9 protein-coding genes are annotated in these 13,636 nt (G+C 41.1%); all 9 read right to left on the reverse strand.

Annotated features, from left to right (window positions below; translation table 11 throughout):
* Positions 1-7: 7 nt before the first annotated feature.
* Positions 8-1,021, reverse strand: a complete 1,014-nt coding sequence (locus I2I33_RS07005) for a hypothetical protein (protein ID WP_087421790.1) — start codon at positions 1,019-1,021, stop codon at positions 8-10.
* 34 nt (positions 1,022-1,055) lie between these two features.
* Complete coding sequence (locus I2I33_RS07010; protein ID WP_087421789.1) at positions 1,056-2,504, reverse strand: RagB/SusD family nutrient uptake outer membrane protein; 1,449 nt, start codon at positions 2,502-2,504, stop codon at positions 1,056-1,058.
* An 11-nt stretch (positions 2,505-2,515) separates the two neighbouring features.
* Positions 2,516-6,088 carry a SusC/RagA family TonB-linked outer membrane protein gene (locus I2I33_RS07015; RefSeq protein WP_087421788.1) on the reverse strand — a complete coding sequence of 1,191 codons (3,573 nt, stop codon included), beginning with the start codon at positions 6,086-6,088 and terminating at the stop codon, positions 2,516-2,518.
* An 83-nt stretch (positions 6,089-6,171) separates the two neighbouring features.
* Positions 6,172-7,347, reverse strand: coding sequence for a FecR family protein (locus I2I33_RS07020; RefSeq protein WP_087421787.1), 1,176 nt, complete (start codon positions 7,345-7,347; stop codon positions 6,172-6,174).
* Positions 7,348-7,483: 136 nt separating this feature from the next.
* The gene (locus I2I33_RS07025) at positions 7,484-8,020 is read right to left on the reverse strand and encodes an RNA polymerase sigma-70 factor (protein ID WP_087421786.1); all 537 of its coding nucleotides are present in this window, start codon (positions 8,018-8,020) and stop codon (positions 7,484-7,486) included.
* A 163-nt stretch (positions 8,021-8,183) separates the two neighbouring features.
* Positions 8,184-9,506 carry a TlpA family protein disulfide reductase gene (locus I2I33_RS07030; protein ID WP_162613829.1) on the reverse strand — a complete coding sequence of 441 codons (1,323 nt, stop codon included), beginning with the start codon at positions 9,504-9,506 and terminating at the stop codon, positions 8,184-8,186.
* Between the two features lie 14 nt (positions 9,507-9,520).
* Positions 9,521-11,809, reverse strand: coding sequence for a Gldg family protein (locus tag I2I33_RS07035; RefSeq protein WP_087421784.1), 2,289 nt, complete (start codon positions 11,807-11,809; stop codon positions 9,521-9,523).
* A 21-nt stretch (positions 11,810-11,830) separates the two neighbouring features.
* Positions 11,831-12,754, reverse strand: a complete 924-nt coding sequence (locus I2I33_RS07040) for an ABC transporter ATP-binding protein (RefSeq protein WP_087421783.1) — start codon at positions 12,752-12,754, stop codon at positions 11,831-11,833.
* Positions 12,755-12,925: 171 nt separating this feature from the next.
* Positions 12,926-13,630, reverse strand: a complete 705-nt coding sequence (locus I2I33_RS07045; RefSeq protein WP_087421782.1) for a fibrobacter succinogenes major paralogous domain-containing protein — start codon at positions 13,628-13,630, stop codon at positions 12,926-12,928.
* Between the last annotated feature and the right edge of the window lie 6 nt (positions 13,631-13,636).

A 13,636-nucleotide genomic window follows, 5' to 3' on the forward strand; every position in this document is an offset into this window, starting at 1 on the left:
TAACGTGTTAATCCTCGTCGGGTAATGACGCCTTGTACTTGTCAAATTCCGTCCGGTACTTATTTCCCGCAGCTTGAATATCCCAACCGTACTCCTTGAAATACTTAGTTATAATCTCGTATTTCAATGCTCTCGATTTACTATTATCCAAGTAATCCTTCTTGATATTCTCGTATGACTCCATCACGAGTAAACGTAACCATTCCGAGAAGTCCCCCTCGAAAGAACGAGAACTTCCTCCCGTGATATATCCCCCGTTCCGGCACAACTCGGCCACGGCATTTTTGTACTTGATCACGTACGGACGACTGTTCACCTCGTCTTCGTCTTCATCATCCGCATCCGGATTTTCCTCTTTCCATGCCTCCTCATCCTTGTCATACTCGTTACCCAATTTCTCGTAAGCCTCACCATCATCATAAGCCTTACCACCGGCCACGAACTCCTTCAAGGGTTCTTCCATGCGGGCCACAATCATTGAACCCAACTTTCTCCACACCTCGGAAGTCAACACGGAATCCTGATAATAATGGTTCACCGGATCTGTCACCGGAATAGCACCATCCGTGGTATTGGGCCACATCAGGATTAAGCGACTACGTCCCAACGCTTTCACGGGATAAATCCAATAAAGAGCGCCATATTGTTTCACGTAGAAAAACTCTAACGGGAAAAATGAATTGGCATACTCTTTAGATACATTACTTAGCAACGCTTCTGAATAATTTAATACTTCCGGAATCTTTTCTTCCTCCAAATTCTCCGCCCCACGCATGGCGACAATAGCATCTTCAGCCAAAATTGAATTTGTCAGTTCGTCAATACTACTAAAATAAGTACGTACCCAAACCCCATAATCATTATACATCGCTTTCACCCGGGGATCGGCATTTTCATCCGGGGAAAACATATCGACAATCCCCAAATCTTCCGTCGGTGACAATTTATTTTCCTTGTCACAACCACTCAAAAATAACACGAGAGCGGTCAACAACAAATAGATATTTCTAGCTTTTATCATGATATTCTATATTTATAAATATTAAACCAACTGTTTATCTAGGATTCAACGGCATATTGGGACTATTCAACTGTTCCGATTCCGGAATTTGCAACACGTAGCGCAAATCTCCCTGCTCCAGCGTGTACACTTGCCCGTTCTCGTATGCATGTTGAATTCTCGGTTTTCCCAATCTTCTCAAATCAAGCCAACGCATTCCACCGTCAAATGCCAACTCAACCCGACGTTCTTCCAATACTCTTTGCAAAGCAGTCTCATCCGTGAAATTAGCATTATCCAACGCAACATAATCCTCCTTCTTGATGCGGGTCACCAAAAGACGATTCAAATCAGCAATAGCCAAGTCTTTCTCGCCTGTCCGGGCATACGCCTCCGCTCGAGTTACATAAGCCTCGCTCAATTTCAACCCGATATAATAGCAATCACTTTGTTGGGTAGCAAACATCCGGTACACGGTCGGTCCCTGTTCCACGTAATCAGCACTTTCCGGATCGGCATTTGATTCGAATATATACCGCCTGTAATCGACCGTATTGGGATCACGTTTGCAGAGATTTAGTAATTCTTCTGCCGGTTTAAACCGAGTTTTGTAATAATAATACGGGTTATTGTTAGCTTTACCTCCCACGAAAAACAACACCTCATTCCGGTAATCCGTGTCTATAAACCCGTAATTATAACTGAACGCGTTCGAAATTTTATCCAACCCGTCCAAATAAGACTGGATCTCGTTCATATCAAACAAAGCTTTGGCATCAATCACGTACGAAGCCGCCTCAATTGCCTCTTCATATTTATTCATGAACAAATAAACTCGAGCCTTAAAAGCCTGCAAGGCAATGTAATCAAAACGATACTTACTCTTACTTTCCTTCCCTTGCAAATCTTTGGTTGCTTCATCCAAGTCTTTCTCAATTTGTTCCCATACCTTACCTACCACAACACGAACGTTATTCTGCGTATTCTGATGTACATCCGTAGCGCTTAATGGCATCGGAACACCGGGTTTCTCCAGATTCTCCGTTGCATAATTCTCAGCGTAAAGATTCACCAAATAAAAATAACAATAGGCACGCAAAGCATAAGCCTCACCTCTTACCGTTTCAAACAAATTTTTTTCCTCGGCAGAGGGTGTCTTTCCTGCAAATTCATCCAATACCGTGTTTGCATAAAATATTGATTGATACAACTGTTGCCAGTAACCATCCTCGGCTCCGTTATATTGATGCGTTGCCGCCCAGATAAACCACGGTTCGTATGATTTCGTTACAGCAGCCGAAGCATTCAGGTTTGCATACACGTTATCAGTAGCCAAATCGGTATTAATAAAGAAATTCGACCGCGGGTACCCACCCAATAAAACAGATTCGAAATCTTCCACGCTAACCGGTAACATACTGTTCACCGGCTTTATATCCAGTAAATCACAACTACTAAACAACGTAAGTAGCATCAACACGTGAGTATATAATATTTTTTTCATAATCAATAATATTAAAATTGCACAGATAGCGAGAACGAATATGTACGCGACAATGGCAAATACGTGTTCCCAAAAGAAACATTAGCACTACTCGTTGATCCATATTTCATGACAGCTCCCGTTGCCTCAGGATCTTGTCCTTTTAACCTCGAATCCTTCCACACATGCAAGTTATTTCCTTGTAACATAAAGCGAATGTTCTGAATACCTAAATCTCGTAGTTTTTTCAAATTCAAGTCATAACTCAAGGAGATATTCTGCAACCGCACGAAATCGCCCTTCACCGTTCTTAAATCACTGTTATTATACATCGTTCCATTTGACGGGTAGGGATAGAAAACGGCATCATCAAACTCATTCGCCTCCAGTCTCGGCACATCCGTGAACGCCTCGTCTCCTGGTTTTCTCCACCTAGAGGCCCACTCCTTAGACATATTTTGTGTTGCCTCCGGGTAAGCAAAAGCCTGTCCATCCGTCATGTTCCGTAAACGAATCACGTTTCCAAAGTTTCCAACTAACAGCACGGATAACGTCACATTTTTATACATAAACGTGTTGGTAAAACCACCTTGAACCAAAGGCATAGTCGTACCGGAATACTCCAATCCTTCAACATTATTCATCCCCTTCAGAACTTTCTCCCCTTTCTCATCATAGAACTGGGCACGTCCCTCTTCATTCAATCCGGCATATTTATATGACCACAATCCGTTAATCGGTTTACCCACGATAGCGGCAGATGCATAATCTGTCCGCTGAGCATTAGTCATAGAACTATATGTCGGGGTTGAATACGCATCCAGTATTTCATTATAGTTATAACCAAAATTGAAATTAGAGGTCCAACGGAATCCATCCATATCAAGATTTATCGTGTTTAAAGAAAGCTCCCAACCGGTATTCTTCATAGATGCCCAGTTTACAGAAACCGACGAGAACCCGGATACCAACGATACTTGTTTACTTCCAAGTAAATCAACTCCTTTTTTGTAGTAATATTCCAACGTACCGGCTATTCTACGATTAAATAGTCCGAACTCCAAAGCTAAGTTAGTAGAATAATTCTTTTCCCATTTCAAATTCGGATTCTTCGGGGCAGAAATAACCAAATAATTTTCGTTTTTAACAGCGTCAATCGTACCCACTTTCGCTACTAAATCAGAATAAGCATCTGCCACGTTTCCCTGACTACCGTAAGAACCTTTCAAGGTTAAATAAGTCAACCATTTCACGTCTCTCAAGAAGTTTTCTTCCTTCACCTGGTAATTAAACCCAACAGACCAAAGCGGTTGGAAAAGGTCATTTGTTTTCATCCCGAAACGATTAGAACCATCTGTACGAGCATTGAAACTGATCGTGTAGCGATTCTTATACGTGTAACCGGCCACCCCGAACCAGGAAACAGCCGCCGTTTCATTCAGGTTCTCAGTCCAGTAAGGAACACCTAATTTTACCATCAAATCCAATTGCAGAATTTGTTGATGTCCCCGATCATGAGCATAACCGTAAATTTGAGTAGTCTCTTCCTCATATTTAGAAGTCCGTATTTCCTGACCGACCATCACATCGAAACGGTGATCTTCGTTGATAACGGGCATATATGAAATCTGGTTACGGAAAGTGATCGAACTATTATTCGTTCCCTTACTCTGACGATACCCGCCATCGTGCCATACCGGTTCGAAAGTGGTATTATCATACATATCTTTCTGACGGGCACGAACAAAATAACTATCCTCTGTTGCAACATCCACATCAGTCGTGTTCGATTTAGAGAAAGAGAATAAACTGCTGAACGTCAAATCCGGCAATATCTTCCATTCGATATCCACGGTTCCCTTCAACCCGAAACTTTTGGATCGTCTCCAAGCTTGCTCCCGATTTTCCAAGAAGTTAAATTTCAAATCATTATAATACATGTAATTGAAATTACCATTCTCATCATAAGCATTATGAGCCCGGGTCGTGTAGATCGCCCATTCGTAAGGATTTTCACGTGAATCGGACGCAAAGAAACTCTTGTTATTACGCATATTCACGTCCAACATTCCCCCGATTCTCAAATTATGTCTTAACTTGGTGAACACCTTTGCTGCCATTGTATAGGTATCCATTCCCACGCTTTTAGCAGTTGCCTGCTCATCCATATAACTACCGGAAAGATAAAACGTCGTGGTTTCCGATCCCCCGGAAATACTAATACTGTGACGATGGGTTATCGAATTTCGGAAAAGATATTTAAACCAATCCGTATTCACGGTTTCCAACTGATTCACTCTATCCTGGAATTGTTCCCAACTCATCTTATGATCATGTACATCTATAAAATAACGTTCAAAATCGGAAACAGTACCATATTGGCCGGCACTATTGGAAGAGGCCTTTAACAACCCTTTTTCCAACATCTCCATGTTCACGTCAATACGTTCCTTGGAATTCATCATGTAAGCATCTTTCAATTTCGGACGCATACCGATCGTGATACTCCCGTTGTAAGTCACCCTAGTTTTACCAGCCGTACCTTTTTTAGAGGTGATCACGATAACACCATTAGCAGCCCGCGTCCCGTAAATAGCAGTTGCCGCGGCATCTTTCAAAACGTTGATCGATTCTATATCATCCACATTCACGCCTCCGATACCGGATGCGATCAAATTTCTATTGTTCAGAAGATCATCGACATTAGCATCCACCGGATCTTCAAGAATAATTCCATCAACCACCCATAACGGTTGAACGTTACCACTAATCGTGGATGTTCCCCGGATTCGTATTTGTGGAACGGCTCCCGGAGCCCCTGAAGTACTCACGATCGTCATACCCGGTACCTGCCCTTGTAATAATTTATCAATACTCGGCTGATTCACCATACGCAAACGGTCCATATCCACCGTGGTAATTGAAGACGTCAACTTACGACGTTCGATTTTCTGGTAACCGGTCACTACCACCTCTTCCATTTCACTCACATCCTCTTCCAACACCACGTTGATCTCCTTCTGTCCCGTGTAAGTCACCGTTTTCGTTTTCATCCCGACAAACGAGAATTCCAACACGATCGACTGTTGATCCGGGATAGACAATTTATAGGTTCCGTTTATATCCGTGGCCGTACCTAAACTGGTACCTTTCACCAGAACGGTTACCCCCGGAAGCGGAGCGTTGTCCTTGTCCACCACTTTACCCGAAATCTCCACGGATTTCACGTTCACCTGTGTTGCCGGTTTTCGAGAAACAACAATCACGTTATCGACCAATTCGTATCCGAAATTCTGTCCGAACACCAATCGAACGAAGTCGGCTACCGAGGCATTCTCCAGATCAACGGACACTTTCTTATTCACATCAATCTCCTGTTTATTAAAAAAGAAATCCTGTTTTAATTGTTTTTCCGCACTTCGGACGGCCTCTTCCAAGCTGACATCTTTTAATTTCAGATTAATAACTGCATTCTGACTGGAAGCCGTTGCCGACACGTGGGTTAACCCCACCAGCATCAGGAATATCATAACCCTCACACCATGGAATAGGTTAAAAAATCCCCTGTATGTACCGGAATGGCACAAACTAAACTTTTTTTTCATAACTTTGAATTTCAAATTAATTATTGAGGTTCTCTTTTGGAGAATCAGACGAGGGTTGTTGACGGCAATCCTCGTTTTTTCTCCTACTTACTTTTTATTGTCACTTTTATTGTTCGTCCATTTATATCAAAAATAACATTACTCGTTTTTTCCACGATAGCTAACACGTTTTTCAAATCCATATCCCGGTTAATCGCTCCCCGGAATTCATAACCTTTTGCCTCCGGAGCCAGATAAACCACATCAATATCATACCACCGTTTCAACTGACACATCAAGTCTCCCAGGGTTGTAGAAGGGAAAACAAAACGTCCCTGCCGCCAAGCCGTGAATTGCTCGACCTCCACCTCTTTCAATTCTGTTTTGCCCGATTTCAAGTTCAAAACACTCTGCATACCCGGCCGCAAAGTTACCTCTTCATGTTCTTTCTCCGAGGTAAACCGCACCTGCCCCTCCACCAACGTGGTATATATATAGTCTTCATCCCCATACGCCTTAACATTAAACGAAGTTCCCAGCACGGTAACATTCGACTCTCTCAGATGAACAACAAAACGTCGGGATGTATCTTTTCGCACGTCAAAATATGCCTCTCCCCTTAAATACACCTCCCGTTTCCCCACACCGAATTGTACAGGAAACCGTAGTTCCGATTCGGCATTCAACCAAACCCGGGTTCCATCACTTAGTTCTAATTGATAAAAACCTCCCGTCGGAACTTTCAGCGTGTTGTATAAAACTTCCGTCACGTTTTCATCCAACGCCTTTGCTTGCACGTAAGTCAATCCCTGCAAAGAATCATCTTTGATACCGGATACGCCATGATCTTGAATTTGTCGTCCGGAACCGTCCAACAGGACACGCTTACCATCTGCCAAAATCAATTCCACGTTAGCCATTTTATGCTGGGTTAAATTAACCTGTTGAGGAAATTTTTGTTCAAAAGCCCAATAGGAATCATTCCACAAATACAATACACTTAACGCAACACACAACACGACGGATGCCGCCACGGACCAGCGCATAACCAGTTGACGTTTTTTCTTCCGACTAATGGCTTGATGTAAACGTTCCCGCTCTTCTCCCTTTACTACCTCAAAATTCCAGTTCGTGTATTCCTCCCGGATCGCAACGAATTCCCTCAACATCTCCACGTGTTCCGGATCACTCATCCAAGCCTCAACCAGCCCGTTATCCAATTCATTTCGACGTGTAAGGATCTGATTAGCAAACTCTATATCTTTCTCGCTATACTTCATCTCTTTCTATTTTTCACAGCTAATACACGCACCTCTAAAAAATGGGCGACAAGAGAAATAAAGTTTTTTGAAAAAAATTCAGCATACTGGTTACAGACACCCGTCTATAACAAATAAATAACTGAACACATGAATATTACATTCCTTTTAGACACAAAAGGAGCATGATCAGATCCTCCTGCAATTCATCCCGTAAGAATTTCAAGGCGCGGGTAATATGCGTTTTTACAGTGTTCACGGTAATGTCCAGTTCTTCCGCCACCTCCTTGTACTTCTTCCCTTCCACCACACATTTTACCAATACCTCTCGCTGTTTTTCCGGTAATTGTGCCAATTTTTCCTCCAAACGCACCAATCGTTTCTCATAATCGTCCAATTCCTCATTTGCAGCCTCCAGTAATTCAGTCACGGCTTGCTCGTTACCGGTTACCACACGCAAATGCCTTAAATAATTCAATGCACAATTCTGGGCCAACGTGAACAAATAAGATTTCACCGGATAAACCGGATTTAGACGTTTCCGGTTACTCCACAACGTCAGGAAAGCATCATGAACAATATCCTTTGCCACCTCTTCATCCCGCACGTAATTAAACACGAAACCCATCAGTTTCGTGAAATGCAATTCGAACAAATCCTCAAAAGTCTTATTGTCTAAAAGTTCATTCGCCATATAGCAATTGTCATTAATACGCCCGGAACTTCGTTTTGACAAAATTAATTAATTTATTAAACTAAAAAAATAACATACCAAGATAATGATTTACAAAAAAAGAGGAATTACTGCTCGGATGCCGCAATTCCTCGATAAATACTTTAAAAATTTCATTCTACAATCAAATCCCTTCTAATTGATTCAAACGTTTTTTTGTTTCCGAATCTGAAGGAGCCGTCATGTTAGCTGTAATAATATTCAATTCCTGATCCAACAATATAAACCGAGGGATCAGTTTTATCTGAAAAACTTCCATGAACTTTTTCAAATCCTGAGGTACAAACAAATGTCCGTCAAGTTCCTCCTCTTGAATCGCTTTTATCCAAGCTTGTTTGCTTCGATCTGTCGAGACGCTCAAAAAATGAATATTTTTCCGGACAAAATCTTTCTCCAACATTTTCAAAAAAGGTAATTCTTTACGACACGGAGGACAAGTTGATCCCCATACATCAATATAAATATATTTTCCCTTGAAATTCGTTAATTTTACCGCCTGCCCTTCCACGTCCAGAAATTCTATTTCCGGAACTTTCCTTCCCTTAGCTATTTTATCCCAACGAGCATATAAATCAGCAAATACATTCCGATAACGTTCGGACTTTACCCAACGTTCATAAACAGGGGAAATCTCCGAGAAATGATCGATTCCTTTCTCTCCCACGTAGGCCATGATCAATTGATAAACAAAAAATTCACCGACTTTATCATCTTTCAGATGCTCATCAATCCATTCCAACTGAGCTTTAGTCATCAATAATAAATCAGATGGGTCTATATTCTGAGTACTCAATGTTTTCACCAACAAGGCCATGGCATCTCGATATTCCTGCAAATTCAGAAGAGTAGAATCCTCCCGAATAACACCAAATAAATAAGCAAGATATTCTTTTGAAGGTTTATAATTGTCAACCTGATAACGGTGCATCATCAAATAATAACACAATGCCAATTCATGGAGAGCATAGAGGCGTTGCTGTTCTATTCGCACAAAACGAGCATCCAAATGTAACGAATCCAAAAAACGATAACGTTCTTCCAAATAACGATTTTCCCACTGTATAAAAGCCTGCTCATCCAACTGATCAGCACGTTTCGGAACCCGAACCCGAGAATCATTCAAATAACGATTTTCTTCAGCTAAACTGCCATCAAAATGCAAAGATTCCATGGGCTCTTTCATGTCAAAAGAAAGTTTTAACACTCCACCTTCATAGATATACACCGGTATTTGTGTGTAACCACATTTCACGACACCATATCCACTTCCATATTGGTCCAGCAAAATCACACATTTACCCGTTGAATCCAAGGTTAGTTCATACCTAATCGTGTCAAATTCCAAGTACACATTTCCTTCCTCCGGATAATTCAAAAGTGTTATTCCGAATTCCGTAGTCGTCGATTTACAGCCCACCAGGGCCATAAACCAACAAATACACATCATAATGTTATATTTCATCATCTTCCTCTCCTATGGAACCATAAACACAAGTAAACGACCATTAACAAGAGCGAAAATCCCCAGAAGGTATAACGTGTTATCTTCATCCCGTCTACCCCTACGTAAAGATCATTATCCGGAGTCGCCGGACGACGCACGTCTATCGGAAACTCTCCATCTGTCAGCCAGTTAAATATTCCGAGTATAAACATCCCGTTACCGGCATTCACTCTATCCCGATTTGCCTTCATTTCGGCATTACTCATACAATCCGCATCCCCCAAAATCACGATCTTTTGCTGTTTTCCCGCAATCTCCCGGGATAAAGCTAAAGCCAACGGATAAGCTTGTTCAACCTCCCCTACATTCACGTTTAACTTAGCCTCCTCATCTATAAAATTCGTTGTTTCCACCTCGTTCCAACATCCCCGTGTTTCACTCATTAAAAGAGGTGTTATCGTAAATCCCGGCTTTTGTTCATATTTCAATCCCACACATCCCGGCATCGTGATGACTCGTCCCCCCAATGCATCAAACATATAAGACAAATTCCCAAGATCCTCTTGCGGTTTGGCAAAAACCAAATCCATCATAAAGTCTTTATTCTGCTGCACGATCTGCCCTGTCATAAATTGAACACCCAAAGATGCAATGATAGGATTCATCACGGAGGCTCGCCCAACGTCTCCCGCTATAATCAAATTACCACCTCGAGCAATATATTTTTCCAAAGATTCCATTTCCTCCGGAGAAAGCGCTGTCTGCATATCCGCAATAACAAGAATATTTACTTGTTCTGGAATTTCATCATCCAAATTAACATTTTTAATAGCAAATCCTTGATTTATCAATGCCCGTCGATAAACCCGTTCTTGAACAAAATAACGATAATCTCGATCTCCTGCTTTTTCACTATTCCGAACCCCGTGACTAGTTAAAAATCCCACAACAGGAAGCTCATCATCAACCAATTGACGAATAGCTGCAGAGACTTCTGCCTCACTCGGATAAATCCACATATCACGGAACATCCGAAGAAAAACTTTTCGTCCATTCTCCCGTTCCAATACACGCACGACATGGTTATCTTCCGATGACAAGTCAATGATTTGCTTTAGCTCTTCCGGTCTCAAGTACATATTTGTATCAAGCCCTTGTGCTACACTTAGTTTAACCATAATTTCCCGATCTGTAAGTCCCGGATTCAGAGAATAAAGTCTTTCATTTTGACTTTTATCATAGAAATACACGTATTGCATCTTTATTTCCGGTTTAAAACGAGTATATTGTTCGAATTGTCTCTGATCATACAACCTATTTCCCGGTTCGCCCGTCCAATTAAATTCATCCAGACAATTCACGTAAGTCGTCATTGTTAACCCACCCGCAGCCATATTCAGAATTTTCTGACTATTCTCTGTCAACGTTTGTTGTTTGGTCCGAGTCGCATCATAAAAACATTTTAATGAAGGACGGGCACTGAAATAGCCGATAACCACAGCAACTATCACAACTGCAGTATATTTACCCAAAGAAATCTTCCAAGGTGTCTTTTGACGAATGGCTTTCAAACGCAAAATAGAAAGAGTTAGAAAAAGAACGATCACAATCAGAAAATAAAGTAAATCTTCACTACAAATCATACCCCGCACGAACTCGTTACAACGACCGTTAATCGACAACCAATAAGTAATTTCCCGTACAAAGTCAATATTTTGCCCTATTCCCTTGATCACGTTCAGCAAAGCAAATATAGCCAACGTCCCCATAGCAGCCACCACCTGATAAGAGGTAATACTTGACATGAATAAACCAATTGCAGCATAAGCGCAAATCAACAGATAAACTCCCAGTAAGCCAGTCAAAACCATGGAAACATCCAGTTGTTTTACAACAAAAGCGGAATAAATCACGTACACGCAAATGATCCCTATCAACACCAAACCATACACCAGCATAGACAAGTATTTTCCCAAAATAATCTGCGAATTACGAACCGGAGAAGAATACAACAATTTTATCGACCCACTGCTAAGCTCTCCACTCATTAATCCCATCGTCAATAACGGAATATACAGATATAAATACTCTTGCAATGTTTTGAAAAAACCATGCATACCCGCATAAATATCAAGAGTAAGATTACCAACACCATATCCCATAGCTTTCCGTACCACATTTGCATCCACTACTCCCGTAAAAGCAAAAGAACATTGAATTGTAAACACGATTAGAATCAACCAAGCTACCGGAGAATAAAAGAGAGATTGTAACTCCGCTAAAGCTATTCTATATATAATTTTCATAAATCCCTGATTTTAATATGACTATTTCTTTTTTGATAACTCGGCAAAGATGGCATCCAACGATTTTTTTTCAACCCCAACTTCTACTAACTGCCATTTTTTCTCCACACTCGTCTCCACCAAGCGTTCCACCACGCCATTCACATCTTTAAAACTCAACCGAAAACGATGATCTCCCATTTCTTCCCCATCAACAATCCCTTCCAATTGTAACAATTCATTCAAAGGTGGAGCCTGTTTCAAAGTTACCAGCAAACTATTCGGAACAATATAATTATTAAATTCGTCTACCGTTCCGGAAAAAACCAAATGTCCTTCTTCAATCATTCGGATATGATCACAAATAGCTTGCACTTCTGTCAGCATATGTGTAGATAAAATCACAGTTCGTTCTTCCGCAATCTCTTTGATCAAATGTCGGATCTCGACAATCTGGTTTGGGTCCAACCCGTTAGTTGGTTCATCCAACACAACAAGAACCGGCTTATGAATAATAGCTTGTGCAATACCTACCCGTTGCTGGTATCCTCCTGATAAATTCCGGATCAAACGCTTTCTGAAATGGGTTATCTTACATTTTTCCATAGCTTCCTCCACGGCCTCTTTTACTGCTGCAGAAGGAATCCAACGTAAATAAGCACAATATGTCAAATACTCCTCCACGGTCAAATCAATCCGTAAAGGTGGATGTTGGGGTAAAAATCCGATAAAACGTTTTGCCTCCACGGGGTTATCCTTCGTGTTCATTCCATTTATATAAACATCCCCATCCGTCTGTCTCAACACCCCGCACATAATATTCATCAGTGTCGATTTACCCGCACCGTTAGAGCCCAATAATCCTTGAATTCCATTTTTCTGAACATCAAAACTAATTCCTTGAATCGCCCATTGCACACTATAACGATGGGACAAATTCACCACTTTTACAATAGCTTCTTCCATACAATTTAATTAAAATCTTTCATACAATTTTTACATACAATCTTTTAAACACATGAAACTCCCCAGGTATCCCAATAGTCATTAAGATACCTTTCATGATCAACAACCTCAAAAACTAAAGACACAATTAAGTAAACGAGAGAACTGGGGATTCCCAGTTCTCCAAGCACACTACTCTATCGACGTTGCATCACGTACACATCGAATACTTAACAAGTTATTTTTTGTCATACTATTCCGTACAACTTTGGAAGAATTATAAATAATCTGTCGATAATAAATCGTATTACCTCCCACCTTGGACTCGTCAATCGTTGCAGTCCAGTAGAAACCATACACACTCACGAAAGAGTACACCTCCATAACCCGATTATCCGGTATCAGATAGCCGGATAATTGCAGATTAATTCCGGTTCCTTCTATTCCCTGTTGCAACAATTCCCCTTGAACACTTCCCCGTTTTCCCGATTGTTCCAAATCACTAATACTCATTCCTAAAGCCTTTTCCAACTTTAGCCAATCATCATCCGTGGGTAATCTCCATCCTTCCGGAATTGCGGCTAGAGCCGCCTCGTAATCATACAATCCTCCAAAATTTTTATAATACTCGGCATTTCTTTTATCATTATAATACCCTTCCGGTAGTGGGGTCAAATCAGGAGCAAAAACACCTTTGTCCGGAATAAACTTCAGGTTCTCTGTCATCCACTCCAAACCGGCATAACGAACCCAATGATATTCGTTTCCATCTCGCACATCTGTATAACTTCCGGTTGCCTCTGGTTGCATACTAATTTTATTATCCGAATCATCACATGCAACACATCCAAAGAATATTACAAGTAATAATAACACATATTGTTTCATAGGTTTCATCTGTTT

Source organism: Butyricimonas sp. BSD2780061689_150309_C8, from assembly GCF_015560935.1.
GTDB lineage: Bacteria > Bacteroidota > Bacteroidia > Bacteroidales > Marinifilaceae > Butyricimonas > Butyricimonas paravirosa.

What these genes read in the sequence shown, in the direction of transcription:
- I2I33_RS07020 (WP_087421787.1), bottom strand. Translation starts at nt 7,347, where the DNA reads ATGAAGTATAGCGAGAAAGATATAGAGTTTGCTAATCAGATCCTTACA.
- I2I33_RS07045 (WP_087421782.1), bottom strand. Translation starts at nt 13,630, where the DNA reads ATGAAACCTATGAAACAATATGTGTTATTATTACTTGTAATATTCTTT.
- I2I33_RS07030 (WP_162613829.1), bottom strand. Translation starts at nt 9,506, where the DNA reads ATGATGTGTATTTGTTGGTTTATGGCCCTGGTGGGCTGTAAATCGACG.
- I2I33_RS07010 (WP_087421789.1), bottom strand. Translation starts at nt 2,504, where the DNA reads ATGAAAAAAATATTATATACTCACGTGTTGATGCTACTTACGTTGTTT.
- I2I33_RS07015 (WP_087421788.1), bottom strand. Translation starts at nt 6,088, where the DNA reads ATGAAAAAAAAGTTTAGTTTGTGCCATTCCGGTACATACAGGGGATTT.
- I2I33_RS07005 (WP_087421790.1), bottom strand. Translation starts at nt 1,021, where the DNA reads ATGATAAAAGCTAGAAATATCTATTTGTTGTTGACCGCTCTCGTGTTA.
- I2I33_RS07040 (WP_087421783.1), bottom strand. Translation starts at nt 12,754, where the DNA reads ATGGAAGAAGCTATTGTAAAAGTGGTGAATTTGTCCCATCGTTATAGT.
- I2I33_RS07025 (WP_087421786.1), bottom strand. Translation starts at nt 8,020, where the DNA reads ATGGCGAATGAACTTTTAGACAATAAGACTTTTGAGGATTTGTTCGAA.
- I2I33_RS07035 (WP_087421784.1), bottom strand. Translation starts at nt 11,809, where the DNA reads ATGAAAATTATATATAGAATAGCTTTAGCGGAGTTACAATCTCTCTTT.